General features: G+C 44.4%; 21 protein-coding genes, 1 tRNA gene and 2 riboswitches. Of the genes, 12 read left to right on the top strand and 10 right to left on the bottom strand.

Going from position 1 to position 24,864, the window contains the following annotated elements:
• Positions 1-729, bottom strand: coding sequence for a pyruvate formate-lyase-activating protein (pflA, locus tag ACVS9P_RS02735; RefSeq protein WP_452104114.1), 729 nt, complete (start codon positions 727-729; stop codon positions 1-3).
• A 55-nt stretch (positions 730-784) separates the two neighbouring features.
• Positions 785-863, bottom strand: a riboswitch (ZMP/ZTP riboswitch).
• A gap of 123 nt (positions 864-986) precedes the next feature.
• Here pflA and ACVS9P_RS02730 point away from each other — a divergent pair.
• Both ACVS9P_RS02730 and ACVS9P_RS02725 read left to right on the top strand, forming a co-directional pair.
• Positions 987-1,063, top strand: a tRNA-Arg gene (locus tag ACVS9P_RS02730).
• A gap of 112 nt (positions 1,064-1,175) precedes the next feature.
• On the top strand, positions 1,176-1,643 hold the full coding sequence (locus ACVS9P_RS02725; protein ID WP_452104113.1) for a VOC family protein: 468 nt from the start codon (positions 1,176-1,178) through the stop codon (positions 1,641-1,643).
• A gap of 137 nt (positions 1,644-1,780) precedes the next feature.
• Here ACVS9P_RS02725 and ACVS9P_RS02720 read toward each other — a convergent pair whose 3' ends face one another.
• Positions 1,781-3,349 (bottom strand): sensor domain-containing diguanylate cyclase, encoded by a 1,569-nt coding sequence (locus ACVS9P_RS02720; RefSeq protein WP_452104112.1) that lies wholly within the window; start codon positions 3,347-3,349, stop codon positions 1,781-1,783.
• Positions 3,350-3,912: 563 nt separating this feature from the next.
• Between ACVS9P_RS02720 and ACVS9P_RS02715 the strand changes: the two genes are divergently transcribed.
• Positions 3,913-4,794, top strand: coding sequence for a type IV pilus twitching motility protein PilT (locus ACVS9P_RS02715; protein ID WP_452104111.1), 882 nt, complete (start codon positions 3,913-3,915; stop codon positions 4,792-4,794).
• Between the two features lie 652 nt (positions 4,795-5,446).
• A riboswitch (THF riboswitch) is annotated at positions 5,447-5,547 on the top strand.
• A gap of 53 nt (positions 5,548-5,600) precedes the next feature.
• Positions 5,601-6,113, top strand: a complete 513-nt coding sequence (locus ACVS9P_RS02710) for a folate family ECF transporter S component (protein WP_452104110.1) — start codon at positions 5,601-5,603, stop codon at positions 6,111-6,113.
• Positions 6,114-6,165: 52 nt separating this feature from the next.
• Here ACVS9P_RS02710 and ACVS9P_RS02705 read toward each other — a convergent pair whose 3' ends face one another.
• Genes ACVS9P_RS02705 through ACVS9P_RS02695 form a run of 3 tightly spaced genes read right to left on the bottom strand, consistent with a single transcriptional unit; the run spans position 6,166 to position 9,411 of the window.
• Complete coding sequence (locus ACVS9P_RS02705; RefSeq protein ID WP_452104109.1) at positions 6,166-7,464, bottom strand: amidohydrolase family protein; 1,299 nt, start codon at positions 7,462-7,464, stop codon at positions 6,166-6,168.
• Positions 7,465-7,477: 13 nt separating this feature from the next.
• The gene (mtnA, locus tag ACVS9P_RS02700; protein WP_452104108.1) at positions 7,478-8,557 is read right to left on the bottom strand and encodes an S-methyl-5-thioribose-1-phosphate isomerase; all 1,080 of its coding nucleotides are present in this window, start codon (positions 8,555-8,557) and stop codon (positions 7,478-7,480) included.
• A 14-nt stretch (positions 8,558-8,571) separates the two neighbouring features.
• A complete protein-coding gene (locus tag ACVS9P_RS02695; protein WP_452104107.1) occupies positions 8,572-9,411 on the bottom strand; it encodes a purine-nucleoside phosphorylase in 840 nt (279 codons plus the stop codon).
• A 112-nt stretch (positions 9,412-9,523) separates the two neighbouring features.
• On the opposite strand from ACVS9P_RS02695, the gene ACVS9P_RS02690 reads away from it, so the two are divergent.
• Positions 9,524-10,207 carry a class II aldolase/adducin family protein gene (locus tag ACVS9P_RS02690; RefSeq protein WP_452104106.1) on the top strand — a complete coding sequence of 228 codons (684 nt, stop codon included), beginning with the start codon at positions 9,524-9,526 and terminating at the stop codon, positions 10,205-10,207.
• Positions 10,208-10,213: 6 nt separating this feature from the next.
• Here the strand turns inward: ACVS9P_RS02690 and ACVS9P_RS02685 are convergent, their stop codons facing one another.
• On the bottom strand, positions 10,214-11,608 hold the full coding sequence (locus tag ACVS9P_RS02685) for an MATE family efflux transporter (RefSeq protein WP_452104105.1): 1,395 nt from the start codon (positions 11,606-11,608) through the stop codon (positions 10,214-10,216).
• Positions 11,609-11,656: 48 nt separating this feature from the next.
• Between ACVS9P_RS02685 and ACVS9P_RS02680 the strand changes: the two genes are divergently transcribed.
• Positions 11,657-12,364 carry a hypothetical protein gene (locus ACVS9P_RS02680; protein WP_452104104.1) on the top strand — a complete coding sequence of 236 codons (708 nt, stop codon included), beginning with the start codon at positions 11,657-11,659 and terminating at the stop codon, positions 12,362-12,364.
• A gap of 48 nt (positions 12,365-12,412) precedes the next feature.
• Here ACVS9P_RS02680 and ACVS9P_RS02675 read toward each other — a convergent pair whose 3' ends face one another.
• Positions 12,413-13,567 (bottom strand): phosphopentomutase, encoded by a 1,155-nt coding sequence (locus ACVS9P_RS02675; RefSeq protein WP_452104103.1) that lies wholly within the window; start codon positions 13,565-13,567, stop codon positions 12,413-12,415.
• A gap of 265 nt (positions 13,568-13,832) precedes the next feature.
• Here ACVS9P_RS02675 and ACVS9P_RS02670 point away from each other — a divergent pair, with 265 nt between their 5' ends.
• The 3 genes from ACVS9P_RS02670 (at position 13,833) to ACVS9P_RS02660 (ending at position 16,141) form a co-directional block, all read left to right on the top strand.
• Complete coding sequence (locus tag ACVS9P_RS02670; protein ID WP_266162777.1) at positions 13,833-14,645, top strand: amino acid ABC transporter substrate-binding protein; 813 nt, start codon at positions 13,833-13,835, stop codon at positions 14,643-14,645.
• A gap of 79 nt (positions 14,646-14,724) precedes the next feature.
• Complete coding sequence (locus tag ACVS9P_RS02665; protein WP_452104102.1) at positions 14,725-15,375, top strand: amino acid ABC transporter permease; 651 nt, start codon at positions 14,725-14,727, stop codon at positions 15,373-15,375.
• 13 nt (positions 15,376-15,388) lie between these two features.
• A complete protein-coding gene (locus ACVS9P_RS02660; protein WP_452104101.1) occupies positions 15,389-16,141 on the top strand; it encodes an amino acid ABC transporter ATP-binding protein in 753 nt (250 codons plus the stop codon).
• A 76-nt stretch (positions 16,142-16,217) separates the two neighbouring features.
• Here ACVS9P_RS02660 and ACVS9P_RS02655 read toward each other — a convergent pair whose 3' ends face one another.
• Positions 16,218-16,634: a helix-turn-helix domain-containing protein gene (locus ACVS9P_RS02655; RefSeq protein WP_452104100.1), complete on the bottom strand. Its 417-nt coding sequence runs from the start codon at positions 16,632-16,634 to the stop codon at positions 16,218-16,220.
• Positions 16,635-16,826: 192 nt separating this feature from the next.
• On the opposite strand from ACVS9P_RS02655, the gene ACVS9P_RS02650 reads away from it, so the two are divergent.
• From ACVS9P_RS02650 to ACVS9P_RS02640, 3 genes are all read left to right on the top strand, one after another.
• Entirely contained in the window at positions 16,827-17,855 is a 1,029-nt protein-coding gene (locus tag ACVS9P_RS02650; RefSeq protein ID WP_452104099.1) for an ABC transporter substrate-binding protein, read from the top strand.
• An 89-nt stretch (positions 17,856-17,944) separates the two neighbouring features.
• A complete protein-coding gene (locus tag ACVS9P_RS02645) occupies positions 17,945-18,949 on the top strand; it encodes an ABC transporter permease (RefSeq protein ID WP_452104098.1) in 1,005 nt (334 codons plus the stop codon).
• Between the two features lie 13 nt (positions 18,950-18,962).
• On the top strand, positions 18,963-19,757 hold the full coding sequence (locus ACVS9P_RS02640; RefSeq protein ID WP_452104097.1) for an ABC transporter ATP-binding protein: 795 nt from the start codon (positions 18,963-18,965) through the stop codon (positions 19,755-19,757).
• 68 nt (positions 19,758-19,825) lie between these two features.
• Here the strand turns inward: ACVS9P_RS02640 and alr are convergent, their stop codons facing one another.
• Both alr and ACVS9P_RS02630 read right to left on the bottom strand, forming a co-directional pair.
• On the bottom strand, positions 19,826-21,010 hold the full coding sequence (gene alr / locus ACVS9P_RS02635) for an alanine racemase (RefSeq protein ID WP_452104096.1): 1,185 nt from the start codon (positions 21,008-21,010) through the stop codon (positions 19,826-19,828).
• Positions 21,003-24,788 (bottom strand): phosphoribosylformylglycinamidine synthase, encoded by a 3,786-nt coding sequence (locus ACVS9P_RS02630; RefSeq protein ID WP_452104095.1) that lies wholly within the window; start codon positions 24,786-24,788, stop codon positions 21,003-21,005. The genes alr and ACVS9P_RS02630 overlap by 8 nt, the downstream gene beginning before the upstream one ends.
• Between the last annotated feature and the right edge of the window lie 76 nt (positions 24,789-24,864).

Here is a 24,864-nt window from a genome sequence, read left to right as displayed (position 1 = left end):
TTAAATTCCTCCTGAAAAGTTCTGAAAATATTTCTTTTGATCTTCTTCCAACACATTGGGGTCCATAGCAGGGACCCCTTTTAAAGAATAAGGAATTCCCATCGTCTCGTATTTACTGACTCCCAGCAAATGGTACGGCAAAAGTTCCACCTGTTTCACATTCGGCACCCGTTCCAAAATAAATTGACGCAATGCTTTTAAATGTTCCGGCGAATCCGTCAGCCCCGGCACCACCACATGGCGCACCCATACTGGCGTTTTGCTTTTTTGTACCGCTTTTAAAAAGCGATTTGTTTCATCCCAGCTTTGACCTGTCATACGCTGATACTTTTCCGATGTAATCTCTTTTACATCATAAAGAATTAAATCGGTATTCTTTAAAATTGCCTCATAATTCCCCATTCCGCAGCCGGCTGTATCCAAACAAGTATGGATTCCCGCCTTTTTACAAAGAAAAAGCATTTCCTCAAGAAACTGCGGCTGCATCAAAGGTTCTCCGCCGGAAAAAGTCACTCCGCCACCGCTTCGTTCAAAATATGGACGATAGCGCAAAAGCATTTTTAAAAGTTCCTGCGGTGACATTTGTGTACCGCCTAATAAGTCCCATGTATCCGGATTATGACAAAATCTGCACCGCAGTCGGCACCCCTGCATAAACACGACTACGCGAATTCCCGGGCCGTCTACTAGTCCCATGCTCTCAATCGAATGGATTCGAGCAAGCGTCATTTTTCTGCTCCTTCCTTTTCCGGACAAACGCAAATAAAAATACCGATCGTCCGGGTATTTACGCCCAGACGGTCGGCATTTTCCGATCATACTCCATGTGGTTATTCCCACTTCCGTCAGTCATATGATCTTTATGGTTTCAGTATACTATATCTTGACGAAAAAAGTCAACCACTAAAAATTTTTCTGCATGTTTCACAAGAAAACAACTTGCCAGAGGAAGAGCCCTGTGATATAATAACAAGCGTTGTCGATATGCGTCCGTAGCTCAGTTGGATAGAGCGTTCGGCTCCGACCCGAAAGGCCGCTGGTTCGAATCCAGTCGGGCGCACCACAAAAATCCATGTGTAAGGGATTAAACCTGCACATGGATTTTTTTATCTCGTTTCTTATATTTCTTAAGTAATCTATTAAATTTATTTAAATCTGTACTGGAGGATATGAGGATGAAATATACCTGCACGTTAATCGCGGTAAAAAGCATGGAAAAAGCAAAACAATTTTACCATGACGTTTTAGGGTTAGAAGTTGTTTCTGATTTTGGAGCCAATGTCACTCTGACAGGCGGTATCGCATTGCAAACTGCTGATACTTGGAAAAATTTTATTCATAAGCAAGAGGAAGAAATTGTCTTTGGGAACAATGCCTGTGAGCTGTATTTTGAAGAAGATGACATGGACAGCTTCATTAAAAGACTAAACAGTATGAAAAGTATTCTATATGTTCACCCGCTCTTTGAACATTCGTGGGGGCAACGAGTCGTCCGTTTCTATGATTTGGATAAACACATCATTGAAGTCGGCGAAAGCATGAATATGGTCGTTAAAAGATTTATAAACACTGGACTTTCAATTGAAGAAACAGCCATTCGTATGGATGTACCGGTTGATTATGTAAAATCGTGTTTCACATAAAAATAAGCATTTTATAAGGTCACGACTTACATTTAATTGAGTAACTGTCATAAAAAAGACATGACCTTACTGATTTGTAAAGGTCATGTCTTTTTGTTTTCCCCAATACACGCTGCAAATAACCGATCAATGCAAACTTATTCCTCACTGCCCTTTTGGTGATACATTTGCGTATCACTTTCCAAAATCAATGCGTCAATGCTCTTATTCGTCCCATCTGTTTGGGCGATCCCAATACTGATCGTAATATTTTGTCGGAACTTTTTGTCTGAGACAATGCTCTTGCAAAACACATTTCTTTCAATTTTCGCTAATTTACGTGCCCGCCGATTCATTTCGGAAATGTCATATTCGCCGCACAGAACAGCTATAAATTCATCTCCGCCCATCCGTGCAACCAGCCCATCCGAAAATACTTTTTGAATCTGTTTTGCAGTAACAGAAAGCACATAATCGCCATACTGATGACCATAAGTATCATTAATCAATTTAAAATGATCGAGATCCATATAAAAAAGTGTCATTGGCTCTCCATAATGATCTTTCATATAATTATAAAAATAACGGCGATTATAAACCTGCGTCAGGGGATCTGTATTAGCCAGCTTCATAATTTTGTTTTCGTAAGAACGCTCTACCGTAATATCGGTAAAGAGGCAATAATATCCAGATACATAGCCAAATGCATCGATAATCTCCCGCTCAATCAATTCAAAAATCAAGCGCTGATCTTTACGTTGAAAAACGACTTCTTCCACTTTTGATTTTTCATGATCACGCTCTTTTAAATAAACCTCTTGAAATGTTGAATCTTTCCACACTTTATAATCCAACACAGAATCTGAAACATCAAATATGGCTTTAAAATTTTGGTTTGTACGAACAATATTCCATTGCTTATCACAGATTGCAAGCGGAAACGGAAAATTCTCAATTAAGATTTCCAGTTTGACTCCAATATTGCTAAAATCCGTCACATCATGTGCGACCCCAACAGTCCCCATAATAGAGCCGTCAATATCAAACAGAGGAGATTTAAAGGTACGAAGTTGTTTTAACCCGTCCTTTGTTTTTACAGCCTCTTCAGAAATACATGTCTGTCTTTTTTGCATAACCGCATTATCAGACTCCTGACAAGCATATTCCCCGGTTTTATACTCTTCCGGTGGAAGATCCCAGATATAGCAGTGTCCCTTCCCCTTAACCTGTTTTTTCGTCTTATGTACGGTTTTGCAGAACTGTGAATTCACAATCATATGGGCACCGGCAATATTTTTATACCAAACCATTTCCGGCATACTATCAATCGTCACCGTCAGGAGATTTTGATACAGCCACGCGTCATATTTATATCGTGTCTCTTTGATCCGGTTGACAAAATAAAACTGGAGCATCTTTTCAGAAGACGATTTTTCCCAAACTCCGTCTACTAAAAACAACGTTTCTTCATTGAGCTGTAATAATTCTTTTTCTTGTCCGTAAAAAATCGAAGTAACATTTTTTTGTTTAAAAGCGCAAATTTCCGATATTAAGGATACTTGATCAATAATAATGAGACTCATTCCCTCATTAAAATTAATCTTAGAAATTTTTTGGCATGTCAGGAATCCGCAGGTAACATCTTTTTCCAATGGCACCTTCCGCAAACAAGATTCCAATTCTAAAGAATCACTAAAAATATATACCGTCAAATGTAATCCATTCATAAGCATGATCACCCCCATAGGATTAAACAACTTTGTTGTTATGATTCAAAATTCTAAAATTAAAACGCGTAAAAGCTTTTTCGTTTCTGTAATTATAATATCATAAAGTATACTTAATTTCAACTAAAATATTTTCAAATTTGTTTAGTTTAATCAAATAAATAATAACTATTATCATTTATATAGGTAACAGCATATTAGCCTTTTATAAAATCTCAATTCTACCATACACTTACAAAATGACTTTATTTAGGTTCAAAGGCTCACCGCTAAGTGTATAGTAAAACTTTGCTTTATGGTTGAATATACTATCATAAAAAAGGAATTTACAATGATTAAACACCATATTTTATATATTATGGAATTTGCCATAGTCCAACTATTTTTGACTGTTCCGGAAAGGAGGGCTATTCATTAAATCTCCAAAAGATATGACTCCCTTCGGACAAAACAAACCGAGCCATTTAATTAAAATTTTTTGTCTTCTCTTTTTCTGTACCATCTTTTTTTGCAGCTGTGGAGATTCCTCGAATTTCACTGCAAAAAATGCTTCTTCAGCTATAGTGGGAGCTACTTCCTTTCCGATTCAGAATCTTCCAAAAGTCTCTGCAACGAATCAGGTGATTCAAGGGAACAGCGCTGTGCAGAAAGCGTACGAGCTCTCTTGCTGCCGTGATCCGCATCATTTTTTTCAGCTGCCGGATCCAGCGAAGTTGGGCATCCCGGATCAGGTAATGAAACTGAGCGAACTAACCAGCGGGCTGGTACTTGTTACAGGCCCTGCCGGGAATGGAAAATCCACGACACTTGCCTGTTTAATTGATCGGATTAACAAAACCCGCAGCGGTCATATCATCACCATGGAAGACCCGATTGAATATATTCACCGCCATAATCAATGTATTGTCTCTCAGCAAGAGGTCGCTTCCGATACCAAAAACTATGTAGCCGCTCTGCGCGCCGCACTTCGGCAAGCGCCAAACGTTCTGCTGCTGGGGGAAATGCGGGATCTCGATACAATCGAAACGGCCATGACTGCCGCGGAAACCGGACAGCTGATTTTTTCCACTCTGCGTACCAATAACGCAGTCAGTACAATCGACCGCATTATCGACGTTTTCCCTACCAATCAACAGCATCAAATCCGTTTGCAGCTTTCGATGGTGCTCAAAGCCGTTGTTTCACAGCAGCTCCTTCCTACGGTCGATAGTGGGATAGTACCGGCCTTTGAAATCATAATCTGCAATCTTGCTGTACAAAATATGATTCGCGAAGAAAAAGTTCACCAGCTGGATTCTGTTATTTTCTCCGGCACCAAAGAAGGAATAATCTCGATGGATGCCAGCATTTTTAACCTTTGCAAAGCGGGTAAAATTATAAAAAAGACTGCGCTGGAACGCTGTCTCGATCGAGATTCTATGGAAACTCAACTTAAAACGATTTAACTTTTTATTGGAATTTTCGCCTTAAAGTCTCGAAATATTTCAAATTAATCCAAAACTTGTTTTAAATAAATTTGAATAATTTTTTAATAATTTTGCAATAATATTTAAATTTTATTCATATAATTAATTATTTAAATCTAATTTTGCAATATTTATTATAAATTATTGCAAATCTGGGGTTGCAATTTATAAAATGGCCTGTTATAATACAGGCAAAGAAAAACGAAAGGGGTGAATCCAATGGCATAGAAAAAGCGGAACGCCGTATTCCGAAAGCGGCAAAATTTTACAGGGAGTGGATTCCAATGCACCAAGTTCTTACGGGCGAAACTTCTGTATCAACAAAAATAAAAATTAAGGGATGAGTCCCATGTACCAAAGATTCTAAACGTTTTGGTGAATTAAGCTGTGACTTTTAAAAGCACAAACTTATTTTGATTCATTCAGTTACATAAAACAAAAATAAAAAAGGGCCGAACACAGGGAGTGAAATTTTTTCACCCTATGTGTTTGGCCCTTTTTCTTCGTGATTTTTTCCGTTTTTATTGAAAGTAAATTTCCCCATTCTATTAAGATTGCCCTTTTTAAAAATTTTTGGCTTTGGCTATTCCAAAAAATAAAAAAACGTGTAAAATGAAATTGTAAATCTTTGTACAGAGTAGAAAGTACGCATAAAGTGCCGATGGACGGGAAGTTGCTGTCGGACGACGCGGCCGGAATATGGCCGGATGATGTGCTTTCGCATCCGCTGTCACAAAAGAGTCTTCTCTGTTTGTGGCATCGCCAATTTCAGAGGAGGAATCAATATGAAAAATCATTCCACGCTGATCCGGCTGACTACAATCGCATTTCTTGTAGCGCTGGATATCATTCTCGGTCGGTTTTGTTCCATCAGCACCCCAATCGCCCGAATCGGGTTCGGCTTTATCCCTGCTTCTTTATTGGGCTTTCTTTTTGGCCCTTTGGTGGGCGGCCTGGGATGTGCTGTCGCAGATATTCTTGGAACTTTTCTTTTCCCGACCGGTGCTTATTTTCCCGGAATTACACTGACGAGTTTTCTTGCAGGCGCTCTTTATGGGCTGATCCTTCATAACCGCCCGATCTCTTGGCTGCGCTCTCTGACCGCCGCTTTCTGTGTCTGCACCACACAGCTGCTTGTTAACAGCTTTTGGCTTTCGATGATCACAGATACTTCCCTTGCAGCGCTGCTCTCTGTTCGCTTTATCAAGAGTGCCGTTATGGTGCCGGTGATTACAATGGGCATTGAGCTTTTATATCCGCGACTGATTCCAATCGCTCAAAAGCATCTTTCTAATTAATCAGCATAAAAAGAGTCCCGCTCGGCTGTAAAAATGCCAGGCGGGACTCTTTTTATTTATTTTTTGCCGCCTGTTCTGCCATTTCTTTCTTTTCGGCGATAATTTCATTCGCTTCCCGATAAATTTTCTCCGGATCTTCCCCAATCGAGAATTTTCCATCTTCATAAAGGATTTTTCCAGCGACCATTGTCATCTTTACATTTTGTTTACTGCCGCTGTAAACCAAATTTTTTAGGAGGTTATTCTCCGGCTGCATATTGGGCTGATGAAGATCAATCATGATCAAATCGGCCTGCTGTCCCAAAGAAAGTGTTTCACAATTTGAAAGCCGCATGGCTTTTGCACCGCCTACCGTTGCCATGCGAAGAACCGTATTGGCATCCATTGCAGAGGCGTCGTTCAGCGAAAGTTTCTGCAAGGCCGTTGTCAAGAACATCTCTCGGAACATATCAAGACAGTTATTGCTGGCCGGCCCGTCCGTTCCAATCGCAAGATTGATTTTTCGCTTTTCCATCTCACACAGCGGAGCAATTCCGCTGGCAAGTTTTGCATTGGAAGCCGGATTGGTAATGACTGAAATTCCGCGTTTTACACAAATATCGAGGTCCTGAGGCGTCATATGGACACAATGGAATCCGCCGCCGCCAAAATCGAACAGATGAAGACTATCCATAAAAGCGGTCGGCGTCATACCGGTTCTCTTTTTACACTGCTCTACCTCGGAAACACTCTCGGAATTATGCACATAAACCGGCGCCTCAAATTCATATGCCAATTTTGCAATCTTTTTCATGCGTTCCGGAGCTGTGGTATATTCTGCATGGAATCCGAGCTGATGCGTAATCAGCGGGTCAAAATGATTAAACGTCTTATGGTCTTCTGAAAGTTCTTCGGGACTGCTGGTAAAATCATTGACACTGCCACAGAGAACCATTCGGAATCCGCTCTCAACAGCAGCCTGTGCGGCCTCTTTCGGGAAAAGATACATGTCAAAACATGCCGTGATTCCACTTGTCAGATATTCCAGAATGGCAAGTTTTGTAAGCGGTCCAATATCTTTTTTCCGGAGCTGTGCCTCCATCGGAAACACCTGCTGATTGAGCCAATCTAAAAGCGGCAGGTCATCCGCATAAGAGCGCAAAAATGTCATCGGAGAATGGGTATGCGCATTTTTGAATCCCGGCAGAATCAAATTTCTTCTGCCGTCGATCGTACGGTCAAAAGGTTCTCCATCCTCTTTTTCCGGGCCGACATAAGTGATTTGATCATCATTTGTCCGAAGTTCCCCGAGGAATACAGGTTTTCCCTCTTCCATCGTTTCTATTTTTACATTTCGTAGCCGAATTTTCATAGAGATTTCCTCCTTATCTTGCAGATTGATATTTAGAAGCTTGACATGCTTTTTTTAAACTCTCTGTAAAAGGCGGACGGCAAATTCCGCTTTCCGTTACAATCGCAGTAATCAGCGTATGGTCCGTCACATCAAACGCCGGGTTATAGCATTTTACATGCTCCGGCGCCATTGGTTCTCGATACCACTTTTCACGGATTTCTTCCGGATCACGCAGTTCGATCCGAATATTGTCTCCGCTCTTGCAGGAAAGATCAATGGTAGAAGTAGGCCCGAGCACATAAAAAGGAATTCCATAATGCTTTGCAAGAATTGCCACTCCGCTTGTTCCAATTTTATTGGCGGTATCCCCATTTGCTGCAACTCGGTCACAGCCGACAAAGCAGGCATTTACCCAGCCATTTTTCATCACCAGAGAAGCCATATTATCACAGATCAGCGTTACATCAATGCCCGCTTTCTGTAGTTCGTAACTCGTGAGCCTGGCTCCCTGCAAAAGAGGTCTTGTCTCGTCTGAAAAGACGCGAAAATTTCTGCCCCTCTCTTTTGCAAGGAGCATCGGTCCCAACGCCGTTCCATAAAGGGAAGTTGCCAGGGGCCCCGCATTACAATGGGTCAGGAGGCCGTCTCCCTCTTGAAAAAGCGAAAGTCCATATTCGGAGATAGAATGACACATATCGATATCTTCCTGCTGAATGGCATGTGCTTCTTTCCCTAATATGGAAATGATTTCAAGAATCGATTTTTCTTGATTTTTTTCTGCAGTCTTTTCCATTCGCTTGATTGCCCAGCTTAGATTAACCGCTGTTGGCCGCGAAGAATTGAGATAGGAACCAATTTCACAAAACTTTTGATAAAATGCAGAAAATGAATCTGTATGAATGGTCTTAGAGAGGACATAGAGTGCATACCCCGCAAAGATTCCGATCGCCGGAGCCCCCCGAACACGAAGCTTTTGAATTGCCTCATAGCATGATTCCGGTGTTGAAAGCGTTAAAAAGCGGGTCTGACCGGGCAAAACGCTCTGATCTAAGATCACCACTGCCGTTTCTGATTCATTCAGCGCAACATTCTCCGGATACTGAACTTCCATTTTTTCTCCTCCCATTATTTCTGCAAAATAGTCTCTCCCATAGCAGTAATCCCGGCCGTCACCAATTTTCGGAACCGGGGCGCCGCAATTTTAGCAGCCTCTCCCACTTCTTGATGGGAAAGTGGATGATCTCCGATTCCGCACCCAAGATTCGAGATAAACGAAATTCCGCAGATCCTCATTCCCATATGATTGGCGGCAACTGCCTCACAAGCGGTACTCATTCCAACCGCATCCGCACCCAAAACACGTGCCATACGAACCTCGGCAGGGCTTTCAAAATTGGGGCCGGTAAACTGAAGGTAGGTTCCTTCCCGAAGCGAAATTTCAAGATTTTGGGCTTCCTTTCTCAAAAGCTCCTGTAAATCCCGGTCATAAATCTCGCTCATATCAGGGAAACGGGGTCCTAGCTCGTCCGGATTTTTCCCAATCAACGGAGACGGCACAAAATCCGAAATCTGATCTTTAATCAGCATAAAATCACCCGCACAAAAGTCCGGATTCACGCTGCCCGCAGCATTCGTCAAAAACAGAATTTCTGCGCCGAGCCTTCTCATCAGGCGCGTCGGCAGCACTACGTCCTGCATGGAATATCCTTCATAATAATGGACTCTTCCCTGCATCATCACGACGGGAACTTTTCCAATATGGGCAAATAAGAACCGCCCTTTATGCCCGGGAACAGTAGAAACCGGGAACCCCTCGATCTCATGATAGTCGATCGTTCCCTCCACTTTTACATAGTCTCCGTAATCGCCTAATCCGGAACCAAGGATCAAAGCTACTTTCGGAATAAACGGAATTTTATCCTTTACACTTTGAAAACAGCATTCCAATTTTTCAGAAACAGTCATTACAAAAATTCATCCTTTCCCGCAAAATAAACGGCTTCTTCTCAAAAAGAAAATTTTTTCTTGTCCTTGTTTTTTGCAAGCAGATTTTCTATACTGATAAAAAGAGTTTATCATGAAAGTTTATCATGAAAAAGGGAGTTTTATCATGCATCCTTATCGAAAAGCGTTGATTGAAGCCGGAAAAGAAGTTCTTCATTCCGGACTGACAGTAGAAACATGGGGAAATTTGAGTCTGCGTGATCCGGAAAGCGGACTCATTTATTTAACTCCAAGCGCAATGGACTATGACGACTGTACAGAAGAAGATATTGTTGTGCTTTTTCCGGATGGCAGCATCTCTTCTGGAACTAGAACACCTTCCATCGAAAAGGATCTGCATCTTGCAGTTTATCGTACCCGCCCAGAAATTAATGCCATCATTCATACACACCCGATCTATTCGACCATTTTTTCCTGCATTGGAGAACAAATTCCGCTTTTTCTTGATGAAGCCGCACAGTCGCTCAGCGCCCCTGTAAAAGTATGCCCTTATGCGCTGCCCGGAAGTAAAAAGCTTGCAGAAGTCTGCGCAAACGCACTCTCCCATGGAGAAAACGCCTGCCTTCTAAAATCACACGGTACCGTCTGCATTGGCCGCACACAGAAAGAAGCATTCAAAACAGCCAAAGTTCTCGAAATGACAGCTGAAATTTATTGGCGTATCCGTGCAATTGGAAAAACGCCTGATCCGCTTGACCCAAAGGATATTGCTGCGATGCGCCATTTTGCACTTTACCATTACGGACAGCAAAAGTAAAAATTTTTAGCCAGCTTTTCCCGCTTTTTTTGACGGTTCGAGAATCGTTCCCAATTTTAATTCTTTAATCGTTTTCCCACAGACCGGAATTGCCAGCAATGCCGTACAAAAATCGGAAGCCGGTTGACAAATCTGAATTCCAAAAAGGCCAAAATTCGGCACCAGAATTGCCAGAAGCGGAAGAAAAAACAGTCCCTGACGGGCAAGTGCCATAATGGTTGCACGCACAGACTGCCCGATCACCTGCTGCATCATATTGCCCAAAGAAATCCATGCAAGCAGCGGCATGGCAACGCATTGTGCCTGAAGTGCCAGCGCTCCGATCTCAATAACCTGCGGATCGTCTCTTCGAAACAACATAACAACCTGCGGCGCGAAAATGAAAGCCAGGACACTAAGGCAGAGCATTATAATCGTTCCAATTCGTACACAGAACCAAAATCCTTTTAAAACTCTGTCAAATTTTTTCGCGCCATAATTGAATCCGCAAACCGGCTGAAATCCCTGCCCAAAACCAATAACGGCCGAACCGGCAAAGTTTGAAATACGCATAACGATTGACATGGCAGCGATTGCAGCATCTCCATAGGCACCGGCTGCAAAATTAAGGCAGATCGTTGCAACACTTGCAAGGCTTTGACGGCAAAGAGATGGAAATCCGCCCTGAAAAATACCCTTTAGATACTTGGCATTGGGGGTAAAATTACGGAAATGAATCCGCAGATTTCCCTTCTGAAAAGTTCCTGCTACGAGAAGTGCGCAGCTGACTGCCTGGCTCAGCATCGTCGCAAAGCCCGCTCCTCCGATTCCCATATGGAATACAAAAATACAAAGCGGATCAAGCCCCACATTTAGAATTCCGCCGGTCATGATCCCGATCATGGAATAAAGCGCGCGTCCTTGAAAGCGCAGCTGATTATTTAAGGTAAGAGAAGCTACCATCCACGGTGTACCAATCAAAATATACTTCAAATACTCGCAGGCATACGGAAGAATCGTTTCCGTAGAGCCAAGCGCCCATGCAAGCGGTTTTAAAAAGATGAGTCCTAATGCCCCGACAATTGCTCCGCAGATTGCTGCGGAAAAGACGCCGGTCGTCACCATTTTAGACGCATCGTCGAGATCTTTTGCCCCAAGTCTCCTGGAAATATAACTGCCCGAACCCTGTCCGAAGAAAAATCCCAGTGCCTGAATGATCGCCATCATTGAGAATGCAACTCCGACCGCGCCTGTTGCACTGGTTCCAATCTGTCCTACAAAATAGGTATCGGCCATATTATAGACACTGGTAACCAGCATACTGCAAATCGTTGGTACCGCTAATTTGCAGATTAAGCGGTCTACCGGCGACTTTGTCATTCGATCAAACTTTTCTTCCTGTGTTCCTGCTTGTACCCCCATCTGTATACCCTCCATTATCTCGTTCTCCAGTTGAAAGGAGTTTTCTCCATGAATATGATACGAATCCATCGTAAAGATGGTTCTTTTTCTTTTTTTGGAAACCAAGCCTGGCTCAAAAGTTCCCCTCTTATCTCTCAAAGACGGGCTGATATCCTCAGCAAATCAGGCTGTGGGCTTGTTTCCATGGGGGATTTCCTCCTGTTACTGACCAAAAACGGGCTTTTGCCGGAGACCCCTCTTACCGAAAAAGCTCCCTTTATTAAAAATGATTGGATTGAAGAAAAAGAGTATCTCTCTTTTTTACTGCTGCTGTATCGGCTTTATCTTCCCGTTTTTTCAAAAATCGGTATTCAAAGCTACATGCTTTCTCATGCAATCAATCACTATGCTGAAAACTACAACCTTTCTCTTCACACACATTGGGAAACCTCACAAACTGCTTTTTTAAAGGTTCTCGAAGGGCTCCTTAAAGATGGGCGCCCTGCTATTGTCGGAATCGGTCAGAATTTCCCCAATCCGTTTGCGGGACATTTCATCCCCTTCTATTCCTTTAAAAATGGAGATTTTATCCCATTTGATCGGCTTTGTTCCCACTATCTGCTATTCCTCGGCGATCAAATCATCTCTCCCAAGGGACATTTTCTGCATGCCGCTTCGTGGGGAAAAGAAGGCTATTTTTGTCTGGAAGAATTTTTGCAATACAACCGCCGCTACAGTGGATTTTGGTGTGGAAATATCATGTCTTACTCCCTTTAGAAAATAAGGAAGTCCCGCTTTTAAAAATCAGCGGGATCTTTTTCTTTCTTATTTAAGAAACGAAGTTCCTGCCAGCAGTGATCCGCATCCCAAGAATTTCGTGACAGTCGCGCCGATATCCGCATAAGTTTCCCGAATGCCAAGATCTGTATTTGCAGGCACAGACGCACCCACTGCCAGGATCGGGATATATTCTCTCGTGTGGTCGGTCCCCTTCCATGTTGGATCACAGCCGTGATCTGCAGTGATGATCAGAAGGTCATGATCATTCATTTCCGCGCAAATTTCCGGCAAACGATGATCAAACGCCATCAAAGCATCTGCATATCCCTGCACATCGCGGCGATGACCATATTTCATATCATAATCCACAAGATTGGTGTAAATCAGCCCTTCTTTATAGCGTCCCATCATCTGCAGTGTCTTTTCGATTCCATCTGCATTATCAACCGTATGAACACTCTCTGTAAAACCGCGCCCCGCAAAAATATCGGAAATCTTTCCAACCGCAATACTCGGCAGCCCAGCTTTTTTCACAAGATCGGGCACCGTTATCCCCATTGGCTCCAAAGAAAAATCACGGCGGTTGGGCGTTCTCACAAAATGTCCCGGCTCCCCAATAAATGGGCGTGCAATGATTCTGCCGACGCCGAGCGGTCCCTGCATCATCTCACGCGCAATTTTACAGATAGAATATAATTCCGAAAGCGGAACCACTTTTTCGTGTGCCGCAATCTGCAAAACGCTATCCGCAGAAGTATAGACGATCAGTTTTCCGGTTTTTAACTGCTCAGTTCCTAATTCTTCAATGATGGCCGTACCAGAATCCGCCTTATTCCCTAAGATGCCGCGTCCGCAGGCTTTCTCAAACGCTTCGATAAAATCGTTTGGAAAACCGTTTGGAAAAGTCGGAAACTTCTGTTTTGTAATCACACCGGCCATTTCCCAATGCCCCGCCGTGGTGTCTTTTCCAGCAGACTGCTCTTTGGCTCTGCCAAAAGCGCCGTCTGCCGGCAGATCATTTCTTAGGTGGGGGGTAGGGAAAAACTTTCCAAGTCCCATTTTTTCAAGATTGGGCAAAGAAAAAGGGTTTGCATTCTGCGCAATATGCAAAAGCGTATTAGCCCCTTCATCTCCATAATCTGCAGCGTCCGGCAAAGAACCCGCTCCAAAACTATCTAGAACAATCCAGATTGCCCTCATTTTGGGTTCCTCCTTCTGAATATTTTTTCTTTTCTTTTAATTATCGCATTGTTGATGAATTTTTTCAAGAGAAACACAAATTCTCAAACGAATCTTCCAAAAATCCTCTAAAAAATGATTTTTTCGAAAAAATCTTTCTTTTTCTCTTCCCAAATCAAGAAAAGTTCGATATAATAAGTTTTGAACAGCTATCATGATAGCATGATAAAGCGAAAAAGTGAATTGCTGAATGTTTTCAGTTAAGGAATTTAGGAGGATTGACAAAATGAAAAAGATACTTTCTCTGGTACTTGCGGCCGCCACTGTAATGGCGTTGTCCGCTTGCGGCAGTAGTTCCAATAGTTCTGCATCAACGGCTGCTTCTTCTGCCGCTGCTTCTACAGCAAGCAAAGACACCTTGGTTTTAGGCTGCGATGTCAATTTTGCACCGATGGGATTTAAAGATGGAGACAATGTCGTCGGTTTCGATATTGATCTTGCAAAAGCGGTCATTGAAGATAAGATGGGCAAAAAACTTGTGATTCAGCCCATCGACTGGAGCTCCAAAGAAGCAGAACTTGATACCGGAAAAGTGGACTTGCTTTGGAATGGTCTGACCATTACCGACGAGCGCAAGGAAAAGATGTGCTTCTCAAAGCCTTATATGGAAAACAAACAGGTAATTGTCGTCAAGAAAGGTTCCGATATTAAAAGCAAAGCGGACCTCAACGGTAAAAATGTTGTCATGCAGAAGGAATCCACGGCAGTTGATGCTTGGAAAGACGCCGGCATTACCGCAAACGTGACGGAACTTAAAGATAATGTTCTCTGTCTCAATGAAATTTCCACCGGACGCGCGGACGCCGCCATCATGGATTCGGTCGTTGCCAATTATTATCTTGCCAAGCAAGCCGATCAGTATCCTTTCGTCATTCTCGATGATTCTCTTGCAAATGAGCTTTATGGAGTTGCTGTAAAGAAAGGAAATGAAGCTCTCATGGAAGAAATTCAGAAAGCACTCGACGAGACGATCAGCGATGGAACCGCTGCAAAGATTGCAACCAACTGGTTCGGCTCTGATACGATGTACAAAGGCTGATTTTTTAAATCTGTTTGAAAGCATTAAAGGGCTGCGATAGCGCGGCCCTTTTCTATCTTATTGTTTAGGAGGTTCTGCCATGGACTTTTCCGTCATGTTTCAACAACTGTGCAAGGGATCCTTGGTAACCATGCAGCTTTTTATCATTGTGCTCCCCTTGTCTTTAATTCTTGGCATTTTGGTGATGCTTGGTGTACGCTGTTCAATCAAACCGGTTCGTTGGCTTTTTGAATTTTACATCTATATCCTTCGCGGAACGCCATTGCTCCTGCAGATGCTGATCTTATTTTACGGGCTTTATTACATACCGGGAATCGGGCCTCATTTGGTCATTACAAGCCGTTCATTTGCCTGTACATTGGCATTTACCTTAAACTATGCCGCTTATTTTGCTGAGATTTTCCGCGGCGGTCTTTTAGCGGTCGACCCCGGGCAGTATGAAGCTTCCAAAGTGCTTGGCCTTTCCAAAAGTCAAATGTATCTGCACGTCGTTTTTCCGCAAATGTTCCGGGTTGCACTGCCTTCCACCGCAAACGAAACGATCACGCTCGTAAAAGACACTTCGCTGGTTTTTGCGCTCGGTATCGAAGAGTTGCTGCAGAACGCTACCAATATTGTCAACTCTCAGGCAACCTTTGTCCCCTATATTTTTGCTGCTATCTTTTATTTGGTCTTGACAACGATTCCATCTGTCATTTTCAAAAAATTAGAAAAGAAATTTGATTTTTAAGGAGGAAACAATGATGCCTGTTTTAAAAGCAAAAAATCTAAAAAAATCTTTTGGCGATCTTTGCGTTCTCCGGGATATTTCTTTTGAAGTGGAAAAAGGAGAAGTCATTGCCGTAATCGGGCCATCCGGCGGTGGAAAATCCACGCTGCTGCGCTCGCTGATCGATCTTGAAAAAATAGACGGTGGCTCTATCTGGATTGACGGAGACCCTTTGGTGGAAAATGGAATTTACTGCAAGCCCGCTAAAATTGCGGCGGCAACGGCAAAAACCGGGATGGTTTTCCAGCATTTTAATCTTTTTCCTCATTTGACCGTTCGAAAGAATCTTGAACTTGCACCAAAACTTGTGAAAAAGCAGGATTTTAAAATTACTGCCGATGATTGTACGCTGTATCTTAACAAAGTTGGGCTCTCGGAAAAAGCGGACAGCTATCCGCGCGAACTTTCCGGCGGGCAGAAACAACGGGTCGCGATTGCCCGTGCGCTGATGATGCACCCTGATATCTTGCTGTTTGACGAACCAACTTCGGCATTGGACCCGGAATTGACCGTCGAGGTACTCGACACCATGAAGCAGCTTGCCCGTGACAGTATGACCATGATCGTGGTCACTCACGAGATGAGCTTCGCAAGAGAAGTCGCAAATAAAGTGATTTTTATGGATCAAGGTGTGATTCTGGAAGAGGGGCCTCCTGAACAGATCTTTTCCAACCCAACGCAGCCCCGCACAAAAGAATTTTTAAATAGCATTCTCAAAGGACAATAATTCTTCTTAACAAAAGGGTGTGATTCTCGATTGAAAATCACACCCTTTTGTTGTTTAAAATTCACTTTTAGTCCTTTTAATTAATTAAATCCATCGTTTCACATTCCAGTACTTTGGCAATCCGTCCCAAAATAGCTGTGCCAATTTCTACTTCATAGGTCTCCCACTGATACACTTCCATCAACGTAACTCCCAGCGCATCTGCCAGTTCCTGGCGGGTCATCCCCATCTCTTCGCGCCGCTGCGTAATCCGACGGCTGCGCTCCAAAAGATAAGCCTTTCGGCTTTTATTGTCTACTAAAACTGGCTTTCCATTATGTTCTTCCAATGTGCAGGGGAGTTCTCCCATAATTTGAGGTCCGTCTTTCGTCTCTTCCACATGATATCCTTCTGGAAGATCATATGGTCTTCCCCCATCATCATTTCCATCCGGATCTGCAGTCAGTTTAAAAGTCGGCTTTTCCCCGTCATAACAGTATAATACAGCTTCCATTCCGGTTCCTCCGATTTGTTTTTTTCTATTATAACACGGCTCTTTACACTTTTTTAAAAAAAATCTTCTATTTTAATAGATTTTCGATTTTCTATTGACATCAGCCTGCTTTCCTTGTAGAATACTACTATTAATCGTTACTTTAAAGCATTAAATGGTTTAACTACTAAAAGCGATGGAGGGGGAACCAATATGAAAAAGGTCCATAAGATTTTAGCCGGCATGATGGCTGCGGTATGTGCTGTTTCGATGACGGCATGCGGAGGAAGCTCCAGCAGTTCTGCCACTACTTCCGGCACTGCTGCTTCAACTGCGAGCGGTAAAACTTATACAATCGGAGTTGCACAGCTGATGACTCATCCTGCGATGGATGCTTCTCTCAAGGGGTTTAAAGAAGCTTTGGAAGACGAAGGCTTTAAAGAGGGCGTAAACGTTACTTATGATGTGCAGAATGCTCAAGGGGAACAATCGAACTGCGCAACAATTGCCAATACGTTTGCCAACAAAAAGCCGGATCTAGTCCTTGCAATCGCCACTCCTGCGGCACAGGCTGTTGCAAAGGTCATTACAGATACACCGGTTCTCATTACAGCGGTTACTGATCCGGCCGAATCCAAATTGGTTGCTTCCAATGAAGCACCTGGAAAAAATGTTTCCGGAACCAGCGATAAAACACCGGTTAAAGAACAGATTGACCTGATTAAAGAAATTGTTCCGAACATTGAAACGGTCGGAATCATGTACTGCTCCAGTGAATCAAACAGCCAGATCCAGGCAGGCTGGGCTAAAGAAGCCTGCGATGCTCTGGGAATCAAGTCTCAGGAATTTACGGTTTCCAATTCCAATGAAATTCAGCAAGTAGCACAGTCCATGGTTGGAAAAGTGCAGGCAGTCTACATTCCAACCGATAATATGCTGGCCTCCGGTATGAAAAACGTAGCGGCAATCACCAACCAGAATAAACTGCCCGTTATCGTCGGCGAAAGCGGCATGGTCTCTAATGGAGGTCTGTGCACTGTTGGTATTAATTATGAAGAACTCGGCAAACAGACAGGCAAAATGGCAGCAAAGGTTTTGCGCGGCGAAGCAAAGATCGGTGAAATGCCTATTGAATATCAGGAAAATTACGATGTTTCCTACAACAGCGCTACTGCTAAACTGCTCGGTATTACACTGCCCGAAAAAATTACAAAAGGGCAGGATGTCTCCAGTGCTTCTTAACATACGGAAAAACTAGATCTGCACTTTCGGGCGGTGGGGCAACTCACCGCCCATTGCGCTGAAAATCAATGATATCGGGGTTATAGAATATGGATATTTCAAACTTACTGGGTGCCGTTCACGGCGCAGCCGCGCAGGGAATTTTATGGGGCATCATGACTTTAGGCGTTTACATTACCTTTCGGGTACTGGATTTTGCCGACCTGACGGTAGATGGTTCTTTTGCAACCGGCGGTGCAATTTCTGCTATTTTAACCGCAAACGGCATGAATCCATTTTTGTCGCTTTTGGTGGCAATTCTGGGTGGAATGGGCTGCGGATTTTTAACAGGTTTTCTCAATACCAAAATGAAAATTCCGGGGATTTTAGCCGGCATTCTTACCATGACTGCTCTTTATTCCATCAACCTGCACATCATGGGAGAAAAGGCAAACATTCCGCTCTTAGGCGTTGACACCGTTGATATGAAGGTAGAAGCAATGCTGCCCGGCGTTTCCAAATACAATTGCGAACTGCTTCTCGGCGGTATTATTGCCGCGATTATCATTGCTTTGATGTATTGGTTTTTCGGCACTGAAATCGGCTGCTCTATCCGTGCTACCGGCAACAATCCCTACATGGTACGTTCTCTGGGGGTCAATACGGACACCATGACCATTCTGGCATTGGTTCTCTCCAACGGCCTTGTTGGTCTTTCCGGTGCCCTTGTCGCACAGGTACAAGGATTTGGTGACGTCAGCATGGGAATCGGCACCGTCGTAATCGGTCTTGCCTCCGTCATTATCGGCGAAGTGCTGCTCGGGCATCACCTCAGCTTTATTGCACGGCTCATTGCCATGCTTGGGGGTTCTGTTGTTTACCGTATCATTATTGCGTTGGTTCTCTTTATGGGCCTCAAATCACAGGACATGAAACTTCTTTCTTCAATGATCGTCGCACTGGCGCTTTTCTTCCCGATCCTAAAAAAGAAAGTCCAAATATGGTCTGCACGCCGCAAGGAAAAACTTCCGCCGCCGCTTGTCCCTGACCGCGCAGTGGAAGACAGCATTGATGATTCGGATAAAGATCCGGACGAAACCAATCAAAAAGAGTAAGGAGGGGTGCCAGATGTTAACACTTAAAAATGTATGTAAAACATTTAATAAAGGAACCGTCAATGAAAAGAAAGCGCTAATTAGTATTGATCTCCATCTGGAACCTGGAGATTTCATTACCATTATCGGCGGAAACGGTGCCGGAAAAAGCACCTTACTAAATCTAGTTGCAGGTGTTTTTCCCTGCGACAGCGGTTCGATTGTCTTGGGCGGCACAGAAGTTTCTCGTTTGCCCGAGTTTAAGCGGGCAAAATATCTTGGTCGTGTTTTTCAGGACCCAATGCGCGGTACTGCTGGAGATATGGGCATCGAAGAGAATCTTGCGATGGCTTATCGCCGTGGACAAAAAAGAACACTGCGCTGGGGAATTACAAAAGAAGAGCGCACACTCTATCGGGAAAAATTAAAAGTATTGGATTTGGGACTGGAAAACCGTCTGACCAGCAAGGTTGGCCTTCTTTCCGGCGGACAGCGTCAGGCGCTGACTCTTTTGATGGCGACCCTGCAAAAACCTAAGCTTTTGCTTTTAGACGAACATACGGCAGCACTTGACCCTAAAACAGCCGCAACTGTTTTAAACCTGACAGACGAATTTATTAAACGAGATAAACTTACCGCCATGATGGTCACGCACAATATGAGTGACGCACTCAAATACGGCAACCGGATTATCATGATGAATGAGGGAACGATTCTCTTTGATATCAAAGAAGAAGAGAAAAAATCTCTTACTGTCGATGATCTTTTAGCACGCTTTCATACTGCTCAAGGTGCAGCGCTTACAAATGACCGCATGTTGCTCTCTTAAAAATTATTTGCATAATAAAAATGCTCTCTGCATCGAAAAACTGCAGAGAGCATTTTTTATCATCAAGTTCAGCAAATAAGATTGGTTACGGAAACAGGGCTTCCATTCCTTAGATAAACCCTCGATACCCGCTTATTGATATCGCAGGTGATTTCATAATTGATTGTCTTGCAAAGGCCCGCAATCTCTGCGGCGGAAATGCTTTCTTCCCCTTCGCTGCCAATCAATGTCACCTCATCATCCGCATGAACATTTTCGATTCCGGTTACGTCAATCATCAGCTGATCCATACAGACTCTTCCAAGAATCTTTGCTCGATGGCCATGCACCAGAACTTCTCCCTGATTGGAAAGCATCCGAGGATAGCCGTCGGCATATCCGATCGGCACGGTTGCCACCACTGTTTTTTGCTTTGTTCTACAGGTACAACCATAGCTGAGCGGCGTATCAGATTCGAGCGTTTTAACAAGCGAAATTACGCTTTTGAGCGCCATCACCGGCTTTAGCTGCAGTGGATTCTGCAGAGCGGCAGAAGGCTGCATCCCATAGAGAATCACACCCGGGCGGCACATATCAAGCTGCATCTGCGGATATTCCGTAACACCGGCCGAATTATCGCAATGATGAAGCTGAAAAGTAACTCCACGCTTCTCCAGTTCTTTAATTGCACCGGAAAAGCATGCAAACTGATGTTCCGTAAATGCTCTGCCTGCTTCTCCTTCATCCGCTACTGCAAAATGAGTAAAGATTCCCTCATGAATCAAACCCGGCAGATTGCAGACGCGCTCAATCGCATCGAGCGAAGCTCCATCGCGCTCAGGCTGCTGATAAACAAAACCAATTCGGCTCATACCGGTATCTAATTTTACATGACAGCGAACTGTTGTCCCCTGCCGAACCGCTTCTTGGTTCAATGCTTCGGCATATTCTTCAGAAAGCAATGCCTGTGAAATATTTAAAGCACAAAGCTGTCCCGCCATCTTAGGCGGCGTATAGCCAAGAATCAAAATCGGCAGATGCACTTTTTCGTTGCGCAGCTGAATGGCCTCTTCCAAATTGGAAACTGCCAGCCAATCGGCACCCAGTTTCTCATAAAGACGAGCCAACACTTCAGAGCCATGCCCATAAGCATCCGCCTTTACGACGCAGCACATCTTGGTCCCCGGATGCAGTGCACCGCGGATTGCACGATAATTATACTCTGCCGCATCCAGATCGATTTCTGCCCAAGTACGTTTTAAATACTTATCCAAAATATTTTACACCCGATTCAAACAGTTTCTGGTCTTTTTCTCCGGGAACATTCTGATAGAGGTTTTCTCCTCTGCGCTCAGAATGGCCCATTTTTCCGAACACACGGCCATCGGGGCTGGTGATGCCCTCAACTGCGCAATCAGAACCATTGGGATTCCATTCAATATCCCCAGAAGGAATTCCGCAGGGCGTTACATACTGTGTAGCAATCTGTCCATCTTGGATCAACTGTTTCATCACAGCATCGCTTGCCACAAAACGTCCTTCTCCGTGAGAAACAGGAATCGCAAACAAATCTCCTGCCTCTACTCCCGACAGCCATGGGCTCTTTACACTGGCAACACGCGTATAAACCATCCGGGAAACGTGCCTGCCCAACGTATTAAAGGTCAAAGTCGGGGCTTTCTCACTAGGTTCCACAATCTTGCCATACGGAACAAGACCCAGCTTAATCAGTGCCTGGAATCCATTGCAGATTCCCAAGATCAAGCCATCCCGTTGCTCCAGCAAGCGGGAAACCGCTTCTGCAATTCTCGGATTGCGGAAAGTAGTTGCAATAAATTTACCGGAACCGTCCGGTTCATCACCGCCGGAAAATCCTCCCGGCAGCATAATGATCTGGCTTTCATCGATCATCTGCTCCATTTTACGGATCGTCTCTTCAATCCCGGAAGCAGAAAGGTTTTTAACCACCAATACACGAGGATCACCGCCGGCACGGCGAAATGCCTTTGCAGAATCATATTCACAGTTCGTCCCTGGAAATACCGGAATAAAGATTCTGGGCTTAGCCGCCTTAATCGCCGGCACTTTCTGATTGCGCTGAGTAAAGAGCGGCACTGTAAACTGAACCGGCTGCTCATTCGCATGACTCGGGAAAATTTTCTCAAGAGTTCCCATCCAGCAGGAAATCAAAGAATCAATTTCCATTTTCTGTCCCTGCAGTTCGATCACAGGCTCTTCTGTAGTCTCTCCAAGAAGGGTTGCTCCCTGCGGCAAAGAAACATTTTCTTTGAGTTCCAAGATTAGGTCTCCGCTGTGCGGACGGAACAAAAGTGTTTCATTTTCGGCTTCTTTTGCAAAGCGAACACCGATCTTATTGCCGAAAGCTGCTTTTGCAATAGAAGCTGCTGCGCCGCCTTCTTTGACAACGGAAGCAGAAAGAACTTCTCCTTTTTCCATCATTTGATGAACCATCTGATAGACTTTTTGAATGCCGCCAAAATCGGGCAGCAATCCGGTCTCGGAATCCTGCGGCAATGAAATCAGCACCAACTTGTGATTGGCCCCCGAAAGCGCTGCCGAAATCGTCTTGCTTGCTTTTGTCATCGCAACTGCAAAGCTTACTAAAGTTGGAGGAACATCTAAGTCTTCAAAAGTACCGGACATGCTGTCTTTTCCGCCGATGGAAGGCAGTCCAAGTTTCAGCTGTGCAGTCAGAGCGCCTAAAAGCGCTGCCATCGGTTTTCCCCAGCGTTTTGCATCTTCTGTCATCCGTCCAAAATACTCCTGAAACGTCAGCCGTGCTTTTAACGGGTCTGCTCCAATTGCGCAAAGTTTCGAAAGGCTTTCCACAACTGCCCATGCAGCTCCATGGAACGGAGAAAACTCAGAAATTCCCGGAATATAGCCGTAACCCATCGCTGTGGCATCATCTGTTTCGCCTTCGACCGGCAGTTTAGCTGCCATCGCTTCTTCCGGCGTCAACTGAAATTTTCCGGCAAAAGGCATCAGCACCGTTGCAGCACCGATCGAAGAATCGAACCGTTCCGAAAGGCCCTTCTGGCTGCAAACATTGAGGCGGGAAAGATTCTCTGTAAACGCTTCAGAAAGAGGCTTTCCACAAAGCTCCTGCGGAACGATTTCCCGATAGGCGTTTGCTTTTACCTTCAAAAGATCGTCGCCGCCCTTTGGTGCACAGATCTCTACATCTGTTTCCTGCGTAACGCCGTTGGTATCCAAAAATGCACGGGTGATATTGACGATCTCATCTCCGCGCCAGAACATCTGCAGGCGCGGCTCTTCTGTAACGACCGCCACAATCTTCGCATTTAAGTTTTCTTCTCCGGCAGCCTTAATAAATGCGTCAACATTTTCCGGCGCTAAAACGACGGCCATGCGTTCCTGGCTTTCAGAAATCGCCAGTTCTGTTCCATCAAGGCCCTCATATTTCTTCGGTACTTTATCAAGGTCAATTTTTAATCCGGGGGCCAGCTCTCCGATTGCAACCGAAACGCCGCCGGCTCCAAAATCATTGCAGCGTTTAATCAGCGTGGAAACTTCGGGTCTGCGGAACATTCTCTGCAGTTTTCGTTCTGTCGGAGGATTTCCTTTTTGTACTTCTGCGCCGCACTCTTCTACACTTTCTTCTGTATGTGCTTTAGAAGAACCGGTTGCGCCGCCGATTCCATCACGGCCGGTGCTGCCGCCCAAAAGGACAATCACATCGCCTGTTTGCGGCTCTTCTCTCACGACATTCTTCTTGGGAGACGCTCCAATAACAGCACCGATTTCCATGCGCTTTGCAACATAGCCGGGATCATAAAGTTCCTGCACTTGTCCGGTAGCAAGACCAATCTGGTTGCCATAAGACGAATAGCCCTGGGCTGCACCGGTCGTAATTTTTCTGGTAGGAAGTTTTCCATGCAGTGTTTTCTCAAACGGAGTACGGGGGTCTCCGCTGCCGGTAACACGCATCGCCTGATAAACATAAGCTCTGCCGGAAAGCGGATCGCGGATTGCACCGCCTAAGCAAGTTGCCGCACCGCCAAAAGGTTCAATTTCCGTCGGATGGTTATGGGTTTCATTCTTAAACTGTACCAACCACTGCTCCGTTTTTCCGTCAATCGTGACCGGAACTTCGATCGAGCAGGCATTGATTTCTTCACTCTCATCCAAATCCGGAATCAAGCCACGCTTTTTTAAGGTCTTTGCTCCGATGCAGGCCATATCCATCAAAGAAACAGTTTTATTACGGTCTCCGTACACTTCTTTACGAGTATCAAAATACAGCTTGACCGCTTCTTCAATCGATTTACTAACCGCTGATTTTTGAACGTCAATCTTCTTTAGACGAGTGCTGAACGTCGTATGGCGGCAATGATCACTCCAGTAAGTATCAATGACCCGCAGCTCCGTAACGGAAGGATCTCTCTTTTCATCCTTCTTAAAATAATCCCTTACAAAGCAAAGGTCTTCCCAACTCATGGCAAATCCCATAGAGCCATAGTATTCCTGTAGCTTTTTCTCGTCCCACACAATAAAGCCCGTTACCCGAGCAACATTTGCCGGAACCTCTGCCCGAAGGTTGAGATCTTCCGGTTTTTCGAGAGAAGCTAAGCGACTTTCGACAGGGTTTACCATATAAGATTTGATTTTATCAAGGTCTTCTTGAGAGAGCTTCCCCTTAACCGCAACCACACGAGCAGTTACGACCTGCGGCCGCTCTCCTTGGGTTAAAAGCTGAACGCACTGGGCAGCGGAATCAGCTCGCTGATCATACTGTCCCGGCAGATATTCCATTGCAAAAATTCCAAAGCCCTCCGGCACAGGATAGGTTTCTTCATAAACGTTATCCACATTGGGTTCAGAAAAGATCTGATCCCGTGCGCGTACAAAATCCTCCCTGGAAAGTCCCTCTACATCATAACGGTTGATCAGCCGCAGTTCTTCGAGGTTTTTAAGTCCCAGATTTTCCACAAGATCCTTCCGCATCTGCTGCGCCGCAACATCAAATCCGGGCTTTTTTTCTACAAATACTCTGATGACCTTTGACATTCGTTCCCCCGTTCCGCCGACCTTCAGATCGACTCATTGTAACAATGATTCCCGCGAAAAATCACGGTATGCCATA

The organism is Caproicibacterium sp. NSD3 (assembly GCF_053613275.1).
The sequence above is the reverse complement of the archived record's forward strand: the minus strand, read 5'-3'. Positions and strand labels throughout refer to the sequence as shown.